This is a genomic window from Amycolatopsis sp. NPDC043889 (assembly GCF_056435645.1).
Window position 1 is genome coordinate 424,554 of sequence record NZ_JBWKEC010000002.1, and the last position, 19,478, is coordinate 444,031.

The window sequence follows — 19,478 nt, forward strand, 5'->3', positions numbered from 1 at the left end:
CCCTCGGCTCAGCCGAGGAAACTCGACCTTCACACCTTGCCGAGTACATGAAGGCGGGCACGGGCGCCGGTAATGACGGCCTACGCCAGCCGAAGCTCCCTGCCCGGCAAGGAGCGCCGCCGGTCCGTCACCAGGATCATCGCCAGCGTCCCGATTCCCAGCCACACCACCAGCTGCACGATCCCCGACGCCAGGCCGTCCGTCCCCGTCAGCAGCGATCGCAGCGCGACCAGCGCGCCGTTGGTCGGCAGGATCCCCAGCACGGTCCCGAAGAAGCCGGGCACGGTCGAAATCAGCGAAGCGCCGACAGTGAGCACGAGAATCGCGAGGGCGGCGAAACGGCCAGGGCGTTTGAAGATCGCCACCAGCGCTTGGTTCACCACGGTGAACGTCCCCGCCGCGAGGACAAGGAGCACCAGCAGGGTCACGGCCTTTCCGAAACTCAGGCCGAGGAACGCCCAGAACACCCCGGTCAGGATCAAGGCGGTCAGCACCGCCAGCGTCGCACCGGGGACGGCCGCGGCGAGGATGATCCGCCAGCTCGGTTCGCGGGTGGTGAGCACGCTCGGCGGCACCGCCTGGATCACCTGGTACGTCGCCAGCGCGCACACCCACAGCGCCAGCACGAGGATCAGCGCCACCACGCCTTCGCCGAACGTTCCCGAGCCCGCCGTGTCGGCGATCGCGGGCGTGGCGGCGACCTGTTTGAGGTGATCGCGTTCGGCCTGGGTGTAGTCGGGCACCTTGCCCCGGCCGTCGTTGAGGCCCTTGGCCAACTCGGACGCGCCGGATTCGGCGCGCTCGGCGCCATCGGCGGCGGTGCGGGCACCGGTGGCGAGTTCACCCGCGCCGGTCGACAGGGTGGTCGCGCCACCGGCGAGCTGACCGGACCCGTCGGCGAGCTGCCGCGCACCCGAGTCGGCGGCCTTGACGCCGGCGTCGAGTTTCCGCGCACCGGCGGCCGCGGTGCCGATGCCGCCGGCGAGGTCCTTCGACCTGTCCGCGAGCTGCTTGTTGCCGTCGGCGACCTTCTGGGAGCCCGCCGAAAGGTCTTGCACCGCCTTCTTCGTCTGCACGACGGCGTCGCGGATCTCGGCGCGTTTGCCGTCGAGGATCGCGGCATCGGCCGTGAGCTTTTCCGAAGCGGCCTTCAGATCGGCGCAGAACTTGGTGTCCTGCTCGCATTTCTGCGCCAGCTCGGCGAACTTCCGCGCCGAATCGCCCGCCGTGGGCAGCGCGTCGATGATCCGCACGACCTTGTCCGCCAGCGGCGAGATCTTGTCGGCCAGCTGCTTGTTGCCGTTCGCGACCTGCTGCGCCCCGTCGGCCAGTTCTCTGGTCAGCCGGGGCAGTTGCGCGGTGTCCTTCTCCGCCTGGGTCAGCCCCGACGACAACTGTCCGGAGCCGTCGGCGAGCTGCCCGGTGCCGTTCGCGAGCTTACGGGCGCCGTCCGCCAGCTGACCGGCCGCACCGCTGAGCTTTCCCGCCCCACCGGCGAGTTCTCCCGCTCCCGCGGCCAGTTTCCCGGTTCCGTCGGACAACTGGCGCAGCCCGACGACGAGCTGATCGCCGCCGTCGGCCGCGGCCACGAGCTGCTGGTGAATCGACGAGAATCCGACGTACAGATTGTCCACATAGGTCTCGACGATCTGACGGTTCAGCGCGGTGAGCGTCGCGTTCGCGACTTCCCGGCTCGCCACCGGGTCGACGAGGCCGGTGCGCTGTGACGTCTCGACGCGCATGATCGCCTGCTTCGCGTCGAGCGGCTTCCCGGCCGTCGACGTGGCCTGCGCGGAGAAGTCCGGCGGGATGGTGACGACCGCCGAATACGTCCCGTCCGAGATGCCTTCCTTCGCGTCCTCGGCGTCGGTGAGCACCCAGGTGTACGCGGAATCCTCGCCATGCACGAGATTTCCGGCCAGCTCGCGGCCGAGCGGGATCACCTGGCCGTTCACGGTCACCGGCTCGTCGTTGTTGACCACGGCGGCCTTGGCCGCGCCATGGTCGCCGTCGGGCGACCAGAACGCCCACGTCAGACCGAGTGCGACGATCACCGGGACGAGCACGATCCCGAGCCAGGTCTTCCAGGTCAGCGGGCCGAAGGCGGCGGCACGGGCGGAGCCGGTGAAGAAGCGGGGCATCAGCGGACCTCGGCGGGGACGGGGGCGGGCGCCATGGCGAGGCCCGCGACGGCGGTGGTGGGCAGCAGATCCCGCACGATCGCGAGGCTCTGGCAGGACACGGCGAACGTCGCGGCCCTGCTCGCGAACGCCGCTCGCAACCCGGCGCGCTGCGCGGTGGCGACGACGGTGTCCAGGTCGTCGAGGAAGACGAGGCCGACGCCGTCGTCGAGCGCGCGGCGGACCTCCCCGGCCGGGTCGTCGGTCTCCTCGCAGGCGATGAAAGCGACTTTCCGCCGGACCGCGTGCGCGTGCTGTGGCAGCACCCGGCCGAGGACCTTCAGGTCACCGCGAACGTGCGGGACACGGCCGGCCAGCGCGTAGAGCAGGGCGCTCTTGCCCGCCGGGCCGGAACCGTGCACGGCGAGGATCTCCCCCGGGCCGAGGTGCAGTTCGACGTCGCGGAAGACGGTGCGCCCGCGGTCGTCGTCGACGCGGAGACCGGCGGCGCTGATCACTTCGGCCGAGCCGGGCGCGGGCCAGTCGGCGAGCCGCAGTTCGTGGACGAGACCGTCGCCCTCGGCGTCGAACACCGGGAGTTTGCGGTCCAGCCACGGCGGCAGCCCCCAGGCGCGCGGGCCCAGCAGCGCGAGGATCGCCGGGACGAGGGTCATCCGCACGAGGAAGGCGTCCACGAACACCCCGACGGCGAGGCTGAACGCGATCGGTTTGATCGTGGCGCTGCCGTCGGGCACGAACGCGGCGAACACGCCCAGCATGATCACCGCCGCCGCGGTCACGACCCTCGACGCGGACACGAACCCCGTCTCGATCGCCTTGTGCGCGTCGCCGTGGTGGACGTAGTCCTCGCGGATCCGGGACACCAGGAACACTTCGTAGTCCATGGCGAGTCCGAAAAGGACACCCATCAGGATGATCGGCAGGAAGCTGATCACACTGCCGGTGCGGGTCACCCCGAGCGCCTCGGCCAGATGTCCTTGCCCGAACACGAACGACGTGGCGCCGAACGCGGCGCCGATCGACAGCAGGTACCCGAAGGTGGCTTTGAGCGGGACGAGGATCGAGCGGAACACCATCGCCAGCAGCACCAGCGAAAGCCCGACGACCAGGATGCCGAACGGCAGCAACGCGTCGCCGAGCTGCGTGGACACGTCGATGCCGACCGCGGTGAACCCGGTGACCGCGGTCTGCACGCCGTACCGCTCCTTGAACTGCCCTTCCATCGCGCGCAGTCGTTCGACGAGGTCGTCGGTCGCCTCGTCGTACGCGCCGGTCGTCGGCACGACCTGGATGATGGCGGTGTCACCCTTGGGGTTCGGCGTGGCGAGCGGGACGACGGCGACGCCGGGCACCCCGCGGATGTCGTCGGCGATACCGTTGGTGATCCCGATCGGGTCGGTGGTCGACAGGATGTCCGCGGTGACGACCAGCGGGCCGTTGAAGCCGGGCCCGAAATGCTCGGCGACGACGTCGTAGGCGACGCGGGCAGGCGTGCCGTCCTCGTCGGTTCCGTTGTCCGGCAAGGCGAGCCGGAGATCCAGCGCGGGCGCCGACGCGACCGCGAGCACCCCGACGATCAGCGCGATCGTCACCCACGGCGATTTCGTGGCGAGCCGGACCCAGCGGAGGCTGAAACGCGGCTTCTTCTTGGTCTTCCGTGCCTTGCGCGGTTTCTTGGGCCGCAACCGCTCGCCGGCGAACGCCAGCAGCGCGGGGATCAGCGTGATGGCCACGATCACCGCGACGGCGACACCGCCCGCCGCCGCGACACCCATCGTGGTCAGGAACGGGATCCCCGCGACGAACAGGCCCAGCAGGGCGATCACCACGGTGAGCCCGGCGAAGATGACCGCGGATCCCGCGGTGGCGGTCGCCCTCGCGATGGACTCTTCGACTTCGAGTCCCTCGGCGAGCTGATCCCGGTGCCGGGAGAGCAGGAAGAGCGCGTAGTCGATGCCGACGGCGAGCCCGAGCATGACCGCGAGCATCGGCGCCGTGGAGGACACGGTCGCCACCGAGGTCGCCGCGTAGACCAGCGCCACCGAGACCCCGACGCCGAGGATCGCCGTCAGCAAAGGCATTCCGGCCGCGATGAACGAACCGAACACCATCAGCAGCACCACGAGCGCGATGACGAGACCGATCCCCTCGGTGGGGCTGAGCTTCGGCACCTTGTCGGAGAACGCGTCGCCGCCGGTGAGCACCTCGGTGCCGTGGCCGATCCGGCTCTCCAGGTCCTGCGCGATACCGGCGAGGGCGGTCCTCGTCGACGGCTGGATGTCGGCGAGCCCGACGTCGAGCTGCACGGTGACCAACGCGGCGCGGCCGTCCTTGGATACCGCGTCGTGCACGTTCGGGTCGAAGGGGTTCACCACCGTCGCGACCTGTGGGGCCCCGCTCAGCTCGGGCACCGCGGCGGAGACGGAGTCGCGCACGACGGCGGCATCCGCCCGCTGCCCTTCGGGAACGAGCACGACCAACTGTGCCGAAGTCCCGCTCACCTGCGGGAAAACCCGGCCGAGGTGGTCGAGTGCCTCTTGGGACTCCGAGCCCGGGATCGCGAACGTGTCGTCGGTCCCCTGGCCGAACAGCAGCGCCGCGCCGCCGGCGACACACAGCATGACCAGCCATAACGCGGTGACCAGCACGCGTCCGCGAGCGGCCAGCCTGCCGAGGCGGTAGAGGAATGACGACACGATCGGCTCCCGGCAGTCGTTGGATACATGGCGTATCGTAATGCACGGTGTATCCGATTCACGATGTATCCTGTCCCACAGCCGGGTGAACCGGGCCGATGCGAAAGAATGGCGAGATGACCGAGGAGCGGGGCGCCACCATGACCAGGCGCCGGGCGGATACCCGCCGACGGCTGATCGACGAGGCATACGAGGCCTTCTCCGAACGCGGCATCCGGGACACCCCGGTCGAGCTGATCTGCGAACGCGCCGGCTTCACCCGCGGCGCCTTCTACTCGAACTTCAGCTCGAAGGAAGACCTCTTCCTCGCCCTGTTCCAGGAGGAGAACACCCTCCGGCTCGAACGGTTCCGCGAGGCCACGGAGAGCGTGCTCGGCGAGGCCACCGTCGGCGTGCACGAAGACCTCTCCCCCACCCTCGGACGGATCGCCGAACTGTTCATGGTCGCGCTCAACGCGGACAAGGACTGGTACCTGCTGTGCGCGGAATTCCGCACGCAGGGCCTGCGGCAGCCGGAGATCCGCGACCGGATCGGCGCCGCGTTCCGGCATTTCCACACCGAACTGGGCGCGATCCTGGTCGGCACGCTCGACCGGATCGGCAGGCGGCTGACGATCTCCGCGGACGACGCGGTGCTCGTCCTGGTCGCCCTTTACGAGCAAGGACTGCAGAACTACCTGCTGGACGGCAGCGAACTCCCCGCCGACGGCCGGTTCGTCAGCGAGCTGATCCCGAAGGTGATGACCTCGCTCATCGTCCCGGCGAACTGATCCTTCAGCACCGGGGCGGGAGCCAGCCGGGCGTGGTCACGACCTGCTGCGGCGCCACCGCCGGTTGCGAAGTCCCGAAACCGAACCCGACGAGCCCGCCGGGGCAGACCCGCACCGCGCCGGGCCCGCCCTGGGTGCCGGATTCGCGCCACGCGACGGGATCCAGCCCGACGCGCCACACCTTCCAGAACGGCGCGCCCTGCCGATGACCGGCACAGGCATCGTCGCCAGGAAGACCTTCGATGGCGCAGACGTAGCGAGAATCCCCATACGGTCCGGTTCCGCTCCCCAGCCGTACCGCGAGCCCGGAACGCTCGAGCGCGGTCCGCGCGTCACCGGGTGAGCCGGGCACGCATCGCACGAGCACTCCGGCCGCCATGCCGACCGCGACGGTCACCCCTTCGGTTCCCGCACAGGCACCGGTTCGCGAAACCGGGTCCACGGCGGGGAAAAGGGCCACCAGGGCGAGAAGCACAGAGAAGATCGGCACTTGCCGAAGACTACGGGTGTCCGGCCAGATGCGCACAGTGACCATCTCGGGGAACGCCCGCACGAATCACACTCCGTTTCGCACGAAAGGAGAGAATATGTCGGAAATTGGCCCGACCAGGGGGCTTGCGCATTCTTCGGCGCAGGAAAAAGATGTGTTCTTCTCGTCCGTGCCACTACATCGGGTGCGGCCGAATTTGTCCGGATGATCATAGTTCGTCCGGGTCCTCGAAAGGTTCAGAGCGTGACGCGCAGGCGCCTTACCGCATTCGTCGTTCCCCTCGTCCTCACCGGATTCCTGCTCGCCGCGGGCGGTACCGCCCAATCGCGTCAGCCGTCGCAGAGCCCGGTCGACATCTCCCCTGGCGCCATCAGGTTCGATCCCGCTCAGCCGAAGCTGGAGATCTCCTACGGCCATTCGGATCTCGACCTCGAATACATCCGGAAGGACACCTCGGACACCAACGGCTGCGGCACGAGGAATCACGAAGAAACCGAAGAGGCCGTGGTCCGGCCGGGCACCGGGCACGTCACGCTCGCCGGGGTCCGCTACGAACTCGAACAGTTCCATTTCCACACTCCGTCGGAGCACCGTTTCCAGGGCCGCGCCGATCCGTTGGAAATGCATTTCGTGCACCGCGGCGCCGCCGGGAAACTGCTGGTGATCGGCGTTCCCCTGCGCGCGGGCACCGGGTCGCCGGTGGATCGCGTCCTGGCGACGCTCGCACCGGAATGCGGCGAACCGGTGGCGCTGGCGGACTTCGACCTCGACACGCTCCTGCCGCGGAACAGGAGCACACTCCGGTATGAAGGCTCGCTCACCACGGCGCCGTTCTCCGAAGGCGTGCAGTGGTTCCTGATGTCCGAGCAGACCGTCTCGCCGTCGACGATCGCGCGGTTCCGGGGGCTGTTCGGCGACGGCAACGCCCGCGAGCCACAGCCGCTCAACGGACGGAAGTTGACCGTCGTACCGCAGAGCTCGTGAGTGGTAATGACGGTTAGAACCAAGGGTGTCTCAGTGCCTGCGGTTGATCCCGGGGGCTGGGTCCGTGAAGGCCTCCTTGCCTACCTTGAGGGTAGGGAAGGAGGCCTTCACCACCTTGGTGACCGGCCACGCCAGCAGGTCACGCGGGTCCGAGTACCGATCGGTCAGGTCTCGTTTCATCGGGATTTCATGGCTCCGCTTTACGGTTCCGGGCACGGATCCGCGGCCGCGGACCGGTGGTCCACGAGGAGACGTGCATGAGCCCGGCGAGCCGGACCCCCTACAACATGGTGCTGCCCAGGGACGACTCGTCGAGTCCCTGGGAACGGGACCGGCTCGTCGGACCGGGCTGGAGCTGGGCCGCGTTCTCCACGCCGTGGGCCGACGGCCGCCCGTCGCCGAAGTACCGGTGGACGCTGTTCGAGACGGCCGCCCACGCCGTCGAAGACCTCCGTCGCTGCCTCGACGACGGCAACGTCGGCAGGCGCGGCGCCCTCTGCTCTTCCGTGCTCCGCAAGCGCGGGGCACCGCGGGAACTGGTGCTGTGCGACGGCGCGGAATGGGCCTGCGTCGTCCACGAGGTCCGCGCCGGGGTGCACCTGGCCGACGCGGCCGACGCCTACTTCGCGCGCTGGCGGACGAGCATGGCGGGGCACCGCTTCACGATCATCAACGGCGGCGTACCGACTGTCTGGTGAGGTCCAGACCTTCCAGCGCGAGAGTGCGCTGGAGGGAATCGCCGTCGGGTCCGATGGTGGTGAGCACCCACTCGAAGTGTTCCCTGGCCGCCACCGGATCACCCGCGGCGAGATGGGTGCGGCCGAGCCGGTTGCGGATTTCGGACTCCATCCCGACGATCGTCTCCTCGGTGACCGCCGTCAGCGCCCGCCGCTGGAGTTCGAACGCCGCGTCGAGGTTCCCCAGCTCCAGTTCCGCGGCGCCCAGGCGGGCGAGAGCGGTCGCGGTCAGCAGCCCGTCCGTGGTCTCCTCGGCGAGTTCGACGGAGCGCCGGAGATCCAGCGCGGCTTCGGCGAACCTGCCGGTCTCCAGCCGGACGGTGCCACAGTGGCACAGCACCCTGGCCAGCATCCCCGGACTGCCGATCTCCTCGCTCAGCTCACGAGCGCGGCCGAGGTGGACGAGCGCCTCTTCGTGCTCGCCCTGCAGGTAGGCGAGATACCCCAGGGCGGACAGCGACCGTTCGGCGAGCCAGCGGTCCCCCACCTCCTCGGCGAGGATCATCACCCGCCGCATCCCGGAAATGGCGAGATCGTGCCGCCCGGCGATCAGATCCGCCATGGTGAGCCCGCCGAGCGCCCGCGCCTCCACTCCGCGGTCGCCCGATGCCTGGCCCGCCCGCAGCGCGTCGTCGAACCAGCCACGAGCCCGGTCGAGTTGCCCTTGCATGGCATAGGCGTAGCCCAGGCAGAACCGCAACGACGAGACCAGGCGTTCGTCTTCGGCCTGTTCCGCGAGCGGCAGCGCGACCTGCAACGCCGTCCGGCATTCGTGGTACCGCTGCTGACGCGCGAGATAGTCGACCAGGCCCTCGGCGACCGAGCAGGCGAGGTCGGCCAGCCCGGCTTCGGCCGCTTGTGACACCACCTCCGGCAGGTCGCCGGCCGCGTCGAGCCAGGCGGAAGCGTCACGCTGCCCGGTGAACGGTCCTCCGGTCTCCACCGGGAATCGCGCGACACCCCACTCACTCGCCCGTCGAGCGGCACTGAGGTAGAGCCCGTAAACCCGTTTCCGAGCCGCTTCGGCGGCGCCTTCGGGCATCTCCCCGGCGAGCCGCCGGGCATAGACCGCCACCAGATCGTGCAGTCGGTAGCGTCCGCTCGCGGGCTCCTGCACGAGGCTGGCGTCGACCAGGCTTTCCAGCCGCCGCTCGGCTTCGGCGGGCGAGCAGTCCAGCAGGGCGGCGACCGACAGCCGGTCGAATTCGGTCGTCGGCGACAGACCGAGCACGCTGAACGCGGTCTGCTCGGCGGGCCGCAGCTGGTCGTACGACAGACGCAGCGCCACCTCGACACTGCGATCCTCGGCCGTCAGTTCGCCGAGCCTGCGCTCGTCGTCCGACATCCGGTCGACCAGATCCTTGAACGTCCACATCGGACGGTTCTGCAACCGGGCACCCGCGATCCGCAGCGCGAGCGGCAGCCGACCGCACAGCCCGGCGAGCGCGCGCACGGCGAACCGCTCCCCTTCCGCCCTCGGCGCCCCCACGATGCGGCTGAGCAGCCGCTCGGCCGCATCGAGGCCCAGCGCGCCGAGTGAAATACGGCGGTCGGCGTCCAAACCGGACAGACGACGACGGCTGGTCACCAGCACGCGGCTGCCCGGCCCGGACGGCAGCAGCGGCCGCACCTGCCCGGCGGACTCGGCGTTGTCGAGCACCAGCAGCAACCGCAGCTGCGCGGTCGCCGCCCGCCACGACGCGGCCAGTTCGTCGAGATCGTCCGGCATCGCCCCGTCCTCGACCCCGACCGCGCGGAGCAACCGCCGCAGCGCGCGCTCCGGCGCCACCGGCTCACGGCCTTCGGTGTAACCGTGGAGATCCACGAACAACGCACCGTCCGGATAGGACTCACGGAGCCGGTGGGCCGCACGCACCGCGAGGGTGGTCTTCCCGGCACCGGGGACACCGTCGACGGCGTCGACCGAGACCGACTCCGGATCCCCCTCTTCGACGAGCAGCGCGAGTTCCCGGTCCCTGCCGACGAGTTCGCCGTTGACGGCGGGCAGTTCGTTGCGGATCCGGCGAGACGGCTCGCGGCGCGGCGCGACACCGAGCAGCGTCTCGTCGCCGCGCAGCACCGCATCCTGCACCTGCCGCAGCTCCTCACCCGGCTCGACGCCGAGCTGCTCGATCAGCCGCTCGCGGACGTCGGTGAACACCTCCAGCGCCTCCGCCTGCCGCCCGCCGCCGTAGAGCGCCCGCATCAGCAACGCGGCCAGCGGCTCGCTCGGCGGGTCGGCGGACACCAGCGCCGACAGCTCGCCGATCACCTCGTCGAACCGCCCGAGTTTCAGCTGGGCCCGCAGTTTCCGGCGCAGCAACAGAAGTCTGCGTTCCTCCAGCCGTCGCCGCTCGCCTTGGACGAACGCGCCGGGCAGCCCCGTCAGCGGCTCGCCGTGGAACAGCCGGAGCGCGTCGGCGAAGGTGTCCACCGCGGCGACGAGGTCGCCCGACTCCTCGGCGGCGGCCGCGACGGCGGCGACCTCCTCCAGCCGGACCACGTCCAACCGGACCCCGCCGCTGGCGAACCGGTAGCCACCGCGATCGGACACGATCACCGAGTCCCGCGGCTTCTGGCCCGAGGTGTCCAGGCATTGCCGCAGCCGCCGGACGTACACCGGCAGCACGTTGGACTCCGGCGGCTTTTCCCAGAGCCCGTCGGTGAGTTCGTAGTGGCTGACGGTCACGTCCGGGCGCAGCAGCAGCGCGGCCAGCACGGCCTGCTGCCGGACCGGCCCCAGATCCAGCCGGGTCTCCCCGTGCCAGGCCCGCAACGGGCCGAGCAGTTCGAAGCGAAGTCGCGAGTCCGGCATGATCCCCCCATCGTTGCGCATCAGCCCGGCACCACGATCCCGTGGTCGAACGCGTACACGATCGCCGCCGCCCGGTCCCGCAACTGGAGTTTGGTGAAGATCCGGCCGATATGGCTTTTCACGGTCACCTCCGAAATGACAAGCGTCGCGGCGATCTCCGCGTTGGTCAGCCCGCGGCCGATCGCCCTGAGCACGTCCTGCTCCCTCGGGGTCAGCAGCTCCGGTGAGCGTCCGCCACTGCCGTTCCCGGCGGCCTGCCGGTACGCGGCGAGCACCCGCCCGGTGACACCGGGGTCGAGCCACGCGTCACCCGCGGCGACCGCCCGCACGGCCCGGATCAGGTCCTCGGCCGGGGAATCCTTGAGGACGTACCCGGCCGCGCCCGCCCGCAGCGCGTCGGCCAAGAGGTTGTCGTCGTCGAAGGTGGTCAGCGCGAGCACCGGCGGATGCCCGCCGGACCGCCGCAGCCGCCTGGTCGCCTCGACGCCGCCGACGTTCTTCATCCGCAGGTCCATCACGATGACGTCGACCTCGTGCGCGGCCAGCGCCGCCGGAACTTCCGAACCGTCGCCGCATTCCCCCGCGATGACGAACCCGTCGCGGCGCCGCAGGATGCGCCGCAGCCCGGACCGGACCAGCTCCTGGTCGTCGACCAGCAGCACCTGGATCTCGGCGGCGGTCACGGCTTGCCGCCCGGCACGGTGACCTGCACGATCCACTGCCTGCCGCTGGGCCCGGCACTGAGATCGGCGCCGAGCTGGGCCGCGCGGACGGCCATCCCCGCCAGTCCCGAACCGTCCTCCGCCGCGCGCCGGACGGTCGCGGGGAGGGTGTTGCTGACGATGAGCTTCAACCCCGAACGGCCGGCGTTCAGCCGGACCTCCGCGGTCGCGCCGGGGGCATGCTTGACGACGTTGACAAGTGATTCCTGCACGATCCGGTAGAGGCCCAATCCTTCCGAGGCGCCTACCCGGCCGAGGTCGCCTTCCTGTGTATAGCGCACCGCCAGTCCGGCGCTGCGAGTGCGTTCCACCAGCGTCGCGATGTCCTCCACCCCCGGCAGCGGGGCGCTGCCGGACGGGGAATCGGCAAGCAGACCGACCGTGCGGCGGATGTCGGCCATCGCGGCCCGTCCCACCTGCTCGGCTTCGGTGAGCGCTTCGATCGCCTCGTCGACGTCGCGGTCCTGCTGCAGCGCGTGCCGGGCGCCGGTCAGATGCAGCAGCGTGATGCTGAGCGAATGGCCGACGACGTCGTGCACCTCACGCGCGATCCGCTGGCGTTCGGCGAGCAGGGCCTTGTCACGGGAAGCGTCACGGTTGCCGCGTTCGGCGTCGAGCACCCTGGTGTACCAGCGGACCATGAGCCCGCCGCTGAGGCCGAGCAGGATCGCGACCATGTACACCGGCCCGCCGATCAGCCCGCCCCAGATCCCCGCCACGACCAAGACCGCTTCGCCCACGATGGTGACGAGGGCGATGCCCCACGTCGTCCGCAGGACACTGCCCGCTTCGGTGGCCGCGACCAGCAGCAGCAACGGCGCGAAATCCGGCAGCACGGGCTCGATGAGCAGCACCGAGGCGGCGATGATCAGCGCCGTCATCCGCACCCACGGCATGATCCAGTCGGTGACCACCCAGATCACCGACGGCGCGATCACGATCAGACCGGCCAGCGCGATCGGCTCGGGCGGTAGCAGGGCGTCCCGTTGCACCAACGCGACCACCGTGAACACGAAGCTCACGGCGCTCGCGCACAACGCCCCCCACCACGGCAGGGTCAGCCCGGCCCGGGTGAGACTCGCCTGCACCCGTGCCCGGAACCGGTCCCGCAAGATCTCCAGCACGGCATCAGCCTAGGAAGTCCCGCTGAGCGCGTCATCGTGCGGCGGGCGGCACCCGTCTCCGCCCACGGTAGGAGGCCGGACGAGCACGGTCGGATGAAATCCGGATGAAACCCCGGCGCTCATTCCTGGCTGAGCGCGACCCAGTTCAGTTTCTCCTGTTCTCGTTTCGGCAGGCCCGCGACGACGAGGTCGTAGGAGTCCTCGGTCAGCTCCCGTACGAAGTCGTCGGTCAGCGAGCCGTCCAGCTCGACGGTGTTCCAGTGCCGTTTGTTCAGGTGGTAGCCGGGGACGATGGCCGGATGCTCGGCACGCAGCCGGACCGCCAGATCCGGCTCGCATTTGAGGCTGATCCGCAGCGGCTTCGCCTTGAGCGGGCCGAGCGCGAAGATCTTGCCCGCGACTTTGAACACGCTGATGTCCTCGCCGAAGGGGAACTCCTCCCGGGCGCCGGGGAAGCCGAGGCAGATCTTCCGGAGAGCGGCAGGTGTCATGGCGTTCAGGCTAACCGCCCCCTCCGACAGAAACCTGTCCTGTCCAGGGCGTTGACCGGTTGTCGGTGATTCCTTGACGATGAGTGGAGCCGACTGGGTGGAGGCGGAACCGACATGCGCGTGAAGTATCTCGCCATCGCGGGAATCCTGGTGCTGGGCTTGATGCCGGGTGCCGCGGCAGCCCAAGTGCGGAGCCCTGCCGGCAGCGGCTGGGTGGGCACCTGGGCGGCGGCGCCCGCGGCCGGGGTGGCCGGGACCGACAACGGCTACCCGAACTTCTCGATCCGCAACATCGTCCACACCAGCGCCGGCGGGCACGAGGTCCGCGTGCGGCTGTCCAACGCCTTCGGCCGGACTCCGGTGCTGTTCGGCCGCGTGACCGTCGCGGTCGCCGCGGGCCCGGACACCCCGCAGGCCGTGCCCGGCACGATGCGCACGCTGACCTTCGGCGGAGATCGCGAGGTCACCGTGCCGCCGGGCGCCGACATCGTCAGCGACGGCGCGGCGCTGACCGTGCCGAGGGACGGCGACCTCCTGGTGACCACCTACACCCCGACGCCGTCGGGTCCGGTCACCTACCATCCGCTCGCGATGCAGAACTCGTACTTCACCCGGAACGGCGACAAGGCGGCCGACGAGTCGGCGGCGGCGTTCCCGGAGAAGACCGCGGTCTGGCACTACGTGTCCGGTGTGGACGTCCGCGGCACCGGGTTGCGGGGCAGCGTCGTGGCGATCGGCGACTCGATCACCGACGGGGCGAATTCGACCTGGGGCGCGAACCTGCGCTGGCCCGACCAGCTCGCCGACAAGATCAGCGCGCGCCTCGGCGTGCTCAACGCCGGGATCAGCGGGAACCGCCTGCTGCTCGACGGCGGCAACTACGGGGTCAACGCGCTGGCCAGGCTCGACCGGGACGTCCTGAACCAGTCCGGCGTGCGGACGGCGATCGTGTTCGAGGGCATCAACGACATCCAGCAGACCCCGCACCAAGCCGATCCGAACAAGATCATCTCGGCGCTGAAACAGATCGCGACGAGGGCGCACGACCGCGGCCTGCGGGTGCTGGGCGCGACGATCACGCCGTGGAAGGGCTGGGGTTCGTACACTCCGCAGCTCGAAGAGACCCGGCAGGCGGTGAACCGGTTCATCCGGACCAGCAGGCACTTCGACGGATACATCGACTTCGACGCGGCGATCCGCGACCCCGCCGATCCGCAGCGGATGAAACCCGAGTACGACTCCGGCGATCACCTCCATCCCGGTGACAAGGGCTTCACCGCCATGGCGGACGCCGTCCCGCTGCACCGGCTCCGGCACGAATAAGGGCTGCGCCAGGCGGTTCCGTGGGGCACGATGAACAGATGGCGAGCGGCGACAGCGGTATCCGGGAGACGGCGCGGCTGGTCCGGTTCGCCGAACACGAAGCGCGGGCGGAAACGCTCCGCGCGCAGCTCGCCGATCTCCACGGCACGATCCGGCTGGCGAAGCGGACGTCGAACCTGTTCCGGGCACGGAAGGCGACCAGCACTCCGGGGCTGGACGTCTCGGGATTCACGCATGTCCTCGACGTCGATCCCTTGGCGCGTACGGCCGACGTCGAAGGCATGGTCACCTACGAGCAACTGGTGGACGCGACACTGCTCCACGGGCTGATGCCGCTGGTCGTGCCGCAGCTCAAGACGATCACGCTCGGCGGCGCGGTCACCGGCCTCGGCATCGAGTCGTCCTCGTTCCGCAACGGGCTCGTGCACGAGTCGGTGCTGGAGATGGAGTTGCTCACCGGTGACGGCAGGATCGTCGTCGCGCGGCCGGACAACGAGCACAGCGACCTGTTCCACGGCTTCCCGAACTCGTACGGGACGCTCGGCTACGCGCTGCGGCTGAAGATCGAACTGGAGCCGGTCAAACCGTATGTGCGGCTCGACCACGTCCGCTACGAAGACACCGAGGAGTACTTCGCGGCACTCGGCGAAGCCTGTCGTAACGGGTCGGCCGACTTCGTCGACGGAACGGTCTTCGGGCCGGGCGAGCAGTACCTGACGCTCGGCACGTTCACCACCTCGGCGCCCGCGACCAGCGACTACACCTGGCTCGACATCTACTACAAGTCGATCCGCTCCCGCGAGACGGATCATCTGAGCGTCCGCGACTACCTGTGGCGCTGGGACACGGACTGGTTCTGGTGCTCGCGGGCGTTCGGCGTGCAGCACCGGCTCCCCAGGCTGCTGCTGGGAAGGCGGCTGCTGCGGTCTTCGGTCTATTGGAAGGTCGTGGCGCTCGACCGCCGGTTCGGGATCGCCGCGAAACTGCTCAAGCTGCGCGGGCTTCCCCCTGAAGAGACCATCGTCCAGGACATCGAAGTACCACTCTCGCGGGCGGCGGAGTTCCTGGACTTCTTCCGCCGCGAGATCCCGATCAGCCCGGTGTGGATCTGCCCGCTGAAGCAACGGCCGGGCGGCGTGAACTCGCCGCTGTACGAAATGGACCCCGAAACGCTGTACGTCAACTTCGGGTTCTGGTCCGCGGTCCCGCTGGACCCCGGCGAGGCGCCGGATACGCACAATCGGCTGATCGAGGCCGAAGTGACCCGGCTCGGCGGGCGGAAGTCTCTGTATTCCGACAGTTTCTATACCGAGGACGAGTTCTGGCAGCTGTACAACGGCGACGCCTACCGGAAACTGAAGACGGCCTACGACCCCGACGGCCGCCTGCTCGACCTGTACGCGAAATGCGTGCGGCGGCGGTGACCCGGGACTGGAGAAGAGAGACGACCATGGCTGAGACGACGACCGTCGGCGAGATCTTCGAGCGGTTGCTCGGCCCGAGCACCGAAGTGTCCATCACCGCCTATGACGGCAGCACGAGCGGGCCCGCGGGCGCACCCGTGTCGATCGAGGTGCGGTCGCCGCTGGCGTTGACGTACCTGATGTCGTCCCCAGGGGACCTCGGTCTCGCGCGTGCCTACGTCGCCGGCGCGCTCGACGTCGACGGCGATCTCTACACGGCGTTGCGCGCGCTCGTCTCCCAGGTCGATCAGCTCAGCGCCGCCGACCGGCTGTGGCTGCTGCGCAAACTCGGTCCCACGCATCTGCGCCGCGTCGCCCCGCCCGCGGAGGAACTGCCGAGCCGCCTCAAGCGCACGGTCGACGGGCTGCGGCACTCGAAAGCGCGGGACAGCAACGCGATCTCCAACCACTACGACGTCTCGAACCGGTTCTACGAAATGGTGCTCGGGCCGTCGATGGCCTACACCTGCGCCGCGTATCCGTCCGCCGACGCGTCACTGGAAGAGGCGCAGGCACACAAATTCGACCTGGTGTGCCGGAAACTCGGCCTCCGGCCGGGGATGCGGCTGCTGGACGTCGGCTGCGGCTGGGGCGGGATGGTGGAGCACGCCGTCGCGAACTACGGCGTCGAGGCGCTGGGCGTGACCCTTTCGCGTGAGCAGGCGCAATGGGCGCAGAAGGACATCGTGGCCAAGGGGCTCGCGGACAAGGCCGAAGTACGGCATCTCGACTACCGCGACGTCACAGAAACGGGCTTCGACGCGGTGTCGTCGATCGGGCTCACCGAGCATATCGGCGCCCGCAACCTGCCGTCGTACTTCCGTTTCCTCGCCGGGAAACTGAAGCCGCACGGGCGTCTGCTGAACCACTGCATCACCAACCCGGACACCTCCGTCGCGCACCGGTCACGCGGGTTCATCGACCGATACGTCTTCCCCGACGGGGAGCTGGAGTCCGTCGGGGAGATCGCCACCGCGATGCACGACAGCGGGCTGGAGGTGCGGCATTCGGAGAACCTCCGCGAGCACTACGCCACCACCCTCGGCGCGTGGTGCGCCAACCTCGACGCGAACTGGGACGCGGCCGTCGCCGAAGCGGGCGCCGGGCGAAGCCGCGTCTGGGCGCTGTACATGGCCGCGTGCCGTCTCGCCTTCGAGCGGCGAGAGATCGAACTGCACCAGGTGCTCGGGGTGAAGGTCGGCCCGGACGGTGACTCGGGCATGCCCTTGAGGCCGGACTGGGGCGTTTAGCGGGCTCAATGCCGGAAGGCTTCGGCGAGCCACCACGAGCCGCCGTCGTCGGCGATCTTGGCGTCGACGACGAGCGGCGCGTCCCGTGGCCCGCCGAGCCATTCCGTGACGGCGGCCAGATCCTCGACCGACCGCACGGTGATCCCGGCGCAGCCGAAACCTCGTCCGATCGCCGCGATATCGGTGTCGGGGAACCTGACCGTGCTCATGTCCGCGTCGCCGAAATGGTGGATCTCAGCGCCATACGCCGCGTCGTTGTAGACGATGACGACGAGCGGGATACCCAGTCGCACGGCGGTTTCCAGCTCGGAAACGGCCATGTGGAAGCCACCGTCACCGACCCCGACTACCGGCAGGCGCTCCGGACGGGCCAGCGCCGTGCCGATCGCCGTCCCGAGGCCGAGCCCGATGCTTTGGAACGCCTGGGTGAAGCAGAAGCCGTTCTCGTCGGGGACGGACAGGTACGCACTCGGGTAGCCCATGAAATTGCCGGAGTCGATCGAGACCACGCGTTCGGCGGGCAGGATCTCGTCGAGACGCCGGCTGAGCGTGCGCGGATCGATCCTCCCGTCGCCGGATAGGTCGTTATACGGCACGTCGTTCCACCGTGTGCTTTTGAGGGCTTCGCGGCTCCTTCGGTGGCCACGCCTCTCGAGTTCGGCGTGAACGTCCACGGCCGTGCTGGCGACGTCGGCGACGACGCCGAGGTCGATCGGCCGGTGCGCGCCGAGCGCGGCCTGGTCGACGTCGACCTGGACGAGCCGGGCCTCCGGGCCGAGGAGCGTGCCGTGCCGGGTGGTCCACATGTTCAGCGCGCAGCCCCAGCCGATCACGAGGTCGGCGTCCCTGATGAGTTCCGCCGCCTGTGGCGACGAAAAGCCGCCCGCGATCCCGATCGAGCAGGGATCGTCGTGGAAGAGGCCGTGCGCCACCGCCGAAGTCGCCAGCAGCGCCCCGGAAACCTCCGCGAGTTCTTTGAGCGGTGCAGAACCGGCCCGGGCACCACGGCCGGCGATGAATACCGGCCGCCGTGCTTCGACGAGAAGGTCCGCCAGTTTCGCGACCGCCTCGGCGTTAGGCCGGATCGGCGCCGGGCCAGGAATCTTCGGGACCGGGACCGCTTCTGGCGCTTCTTGGGCCTGGACGTCGAGCGGCAGGTTGAGCAGGACGGTGCGGCGCTGTTGCACCGCCGTCCGGTAGGCGCGGACCGTGTCGGCGACCGCGGTGGCCGAGCCGTGCACGCGCTCCGGCACGGCGCCGACGGCGGCCGCGAGCGCGTCCTGGTCCACCCGGAAGTTCGACAGCACCGCCGACGCCGCGGTGTCCCCGGCGAGGACTACCATCGGTGTCCGGCTCTTGGCGGCCTCGGTGATCCCGGTGAGCGCGTTGGTGAGCCCGCACCCCTGATGGAGGCTCAGCACCGACACGCGGCCGCTCATCCGCGCGTACGCGTCGGCCATGTTCGCCGCGCCGCCCTCGTGCCGAGCGGCGACGAACCGCACCCCGCCGGAACGTAATCCGTTGGTGGCCTCGAAATTGCCGCTGCCCACCACCCCGAACGCGGCACCCGCGCCGAGTTCCGCCAGCGTGCGTCCGACCAGCTCCGCGACGTTCATGCCCGTTCGACCAGCGCGTACACCCTGGCGGGGCTGCCGGAACCGCCGACGATCGGGAGCGGGCTGACGACGAGCAGCGATCCGGTGGGCGGCAGGCTCGCCAGGTTCCGCAACTGGGTCAGGCCGTGTTTTCCCGCGCCCAGAAGGAGTTCATGGCAGGGGAAGGCCGGTTCGAGTGCCAGCGCCTGCCCCGCGTCGGTGCCCACGGTCTCCACCCCGAACCCGGTGATCGGCGCCTCCTCCGCGAGCCAGCGAGCGCATTCCGCGGAGACGCCCGGCGAATGCGGACCGTTCTCGTCGTTGTTGAGGAAGGCTTCCTGATCATGCGAACGGGCGTCCCAGCCCGTGCGGTAGAGCAGCCAACCACCTTCGGGCAGCGGCCCGTTCTCACGTTCCCACTCGCGGATGTCTTCCGTGGAGAGCAGGAAATCCGGATCCTCGGCCGCGCGGGCCGTCGCGTCGAGCACCACGGCCGGGGCGACCAGCGTGCGCAGCGGCACCTCGGAGACGTCGTGGCCGTCCTTTCCCGACACCCAGTGCACGGGAACGTCGAGATGGGTCCCGGTGTGCTCGCCGGTGTGGATGTTGTTCCAGTACCAGCGCGGCCCGCGTTCGTCGTACCGGCTGATCTCCTCCAGGCCGAACGGGATCGTGTTCGCGAACGGCTCCGGCAGCTGGAGGATCGGGGTGCTCGCGCTCAACGGGGCGGTGAGGTCGACGACCTCGATCGTGCCCGTGGTGATCGCGGTGTTCAGCTGGGCCAACAACGACATGCGTGCCTCCCGGGAGTGACTGCGGCGTCCTGGGTCACTTTAGGCGGGTTTCGGGGGTGGCAGGATGGCTCGTTCTCGATCGG

Annotated in this window: 15 protein-coding genes; 6 read left to right on the plus strand and 9 right to left on the minus strand. The window is 69.7% G+C overall.

Annotated elements, in window-relative coordinates:
- Positions 1 to 80: 80 nt before the first annotated feature.
- Entirely contained in the window at positions 81 to 2,141 is a 2,061-nt protein-coding gene (locus AC0685_RS07365; RefSeq protein ID WP_478224786.1) for a YhgE/Pip family protein, read from the minus strand.
- A complete protein-coding gene (locus AC0685_RS07370; RefSeq protein WP_478224787.1) occupies positions 2,141 to 4,837 on the minus strand; it encodes an MMPL family transporter in 2,697 nt (898 codons plus the stop codon). Before AC0685_RS07370 ends, AC0685_RS07365 begins: the two co-directional genes overlap by 1 nt.
- 116 nt (positions 4,838 to 4,953) lie before the next feature.
- On the opposite strand from AC0685_RS07370, the gene AC0685_RS07375 reads away from it, so the two are divergent.
- Positions 4,954 to 5,607 (plus strand): TetR/AcrR family transcriptional regulator, encoded by a 654-nt coding sequence (locus AC0685_RS07375; protein WP_478224788.1) that lies wholly within the window; start codon positions 4,954 to 4,956, stop codon positions 5,605 to 5,607.
- A 4-nt stretch (positions 5,608 to 5,611) separates the two neighbouring features.
- Here the strand turns inward: AC0685_RS07375 and AC0685_RS07380 are convergent, their stop codons facing one another.
- Positions 5,612 to 6,097: a hypothetical protein gene (locus tag AC0685_RS07380; protein ID WP_478224789.1), complete on the minus strand. Its 486-nt coding sequence runs from the start codon at positions 6,095 to 6,097 to the stop codon at positions 5,612 to 5,614.
- Positions 6,098 to 6,340: 243 nt separating this feature from the next.
- Here AC0685_RS07380 and AC0685_RS07385 point away from each other — a divergent pair, with 243 nt between their 5' ends.
- Together AC0685_RS07385 and AC0685_RS07390 are read left to right on the plus strand one after the other, a co-directional pair.
- Positions 6,341 to 7,081: a carbonic anhydrase family protein gene (locus AC0685_RS07385; protein ID WP_478224791.1), complete on the plus strand. Its 741-nt coding sequence runs from the start codon at positions 6,341 to 6,343 to the stop codon at positions 7,079 to 7,081.
- A gap of 257 nt (positions 7,082 to 7,338) precedes the next feature.
- Complete coding sequence (locus tag AC0685_RS07390) at positions 7,339 to 7,779, plus strand: hypothetical protein (protein ID WP_478224793.1); 441 nt, start codon at positions 7,339 to 7,341, stop codon at positions 7,777 to 7,779.
- Here the strand turns inward: AC0685_RS07390 and AC0685_RS07395 are convergent.
- The 4 genes from AC0685_RS07395 to AC0685_RS07410 all read right to left on the minus strand — a co-directional run bounded on the left by AC0685_RS07395 (position 7,751) and on the right by AC0685_RS07410 (position 12,970).
- A complete protein-coding gene (locus AC0685_RS07395) occupies positions 7,751 to 10,654 on the minus strand; it encodes an AfsR/SARP family transcriptional regulator (protein ID WP_478224794.1) in 2,904 nt (967 codons plus the stop codon). The two genes, AC0685_RS07390 and AC0685_RS07395, sit on opposite strands and share 29 nt — an antisense overlap.
- Entirely contained in the window at positions 10,654 to 11,316 is a 663-nt protein-coding gene (locus AC0685_RS07400; RefSeq protein WP_340685655.1) for a response regulator transcription factor, read from the minus strand. Before AC0685_RS07400 ends, AC0685_RS07395 begins: the two co-directional genes overlap by 1 nt.
- Positions 11,313 to 12,479 (minus strand): sensor histidine kinase, encoded by a 1,167-nt coding sequence (locus AC0685_RS07405; RefSeq protein ID WP_340685656.1) that lies wholly within the window; start codon positions 12,477 to 12,479, stop codon positions 11,313 to 11,315. The genes AC0685_RS07400 and AC0685_RS07405 overlap by 4 nt, the downstream gene beginning before the upstream one ends.
- Positions 12,480 to 12,598: 119 nt before the next feature.
- Positions 12,599 to 12,970 (minus strand): MmcQ/YjbR family DNA-binding protein, encoded by a 372-nt coding sequence (locus AC0685_RS07410; RefSeq protein ID WP_478224796.1) that lies wholly within the window; start codon positions 12,968 to 12,970, stop codon positions 12,599 to 12,601.
- A gap of 114 nt (positions 12,971 to 13,084) precedes the next feature.
- On the opposite strand from AC0685_RS07410, the gene AC0685_RS07415 reads away from it, so the two are divergent.
- Genes AC0685_RS07415 through AC0685_RS07425 form a run of 3 tightly spaced genes read left to right on the plus strand, consistent with a single transcriptional unit; the run spans position 13,085 to position 17,006 of the window.
- The gene (locus AC0685_RS07415; RefSeq protein WP_478224797.1) at positions 13,085 to 14,293 is read left to right on the plus strand and encodes an SGNH/GDSL hydrolase family protein; all 1,209 of its coding nucleotides are present in this window, start codon (positions 13,085 to 13,087) and stop codon (positions 14,291 to 14,293) included.
- 38 nt (positions 14,294 to 14,331) lie between these two features.
- Complete coding sequence (locus AC0685_RS07420) at positions 14,332 to 15,717, plus strand: FAD-binding oxidoreductase (protein ID WP_478224798.1); 1,386 nt, start codon at positions 14,332 to 14,334, stop codon at positions 15,715 to 15,717.
- A gap of 26 nt (positions 15,718 to 15,743) precedes the next feature.
- Positions 15,744 to 17,006 carry a class I SAM-dependent methyltransferase gene (locus tag AC0685_RS07425; protein WP_478224799.1) on the plus strand — a complete coding sequence of 421 codons (1,263 nt, stop codon included), beginning with the start codon at positions 15,744 to 15,746 and terminating at the stop codon, positions 17,004 to 17,006.
- A 5-nt stretch (positions 17,007 to 17,011) separates the two neighbouring features.
- Here the strand turns inward: AC0685_RS07425 and AC0685_RS07430 are convergent, their stop codons facing one another.
- Positions 17,012 to 18,622, minus strand: coding sequence for a thiamine pyrophosphate-binding protein (locus tag AC0685_RS07430; RefSeq protein ID WP_478224800.1), 1,611 nt, complete (start codon positions 18,620 to 18,622; stop codon positions 17,012 to 17,014).
- Positions 18,619 to 19,395 (minus strand): cyclase family protein, encoded by a 777-nt coding sequence (locus AC0685_RS07435; RefSeq protein WP_478224801.1) that lies wholly within the window; start codon positions 19,393 to 19,395, stop codon positions 18,619 to 18,621. Before AC0685_RS07435 ends, AC0685_RS07430 begins: the two co-directional genes overlap by 4 nt.
- Between the last annotated feature and the right edge of the window lie 83 nt (positions 19,396 to 19,478).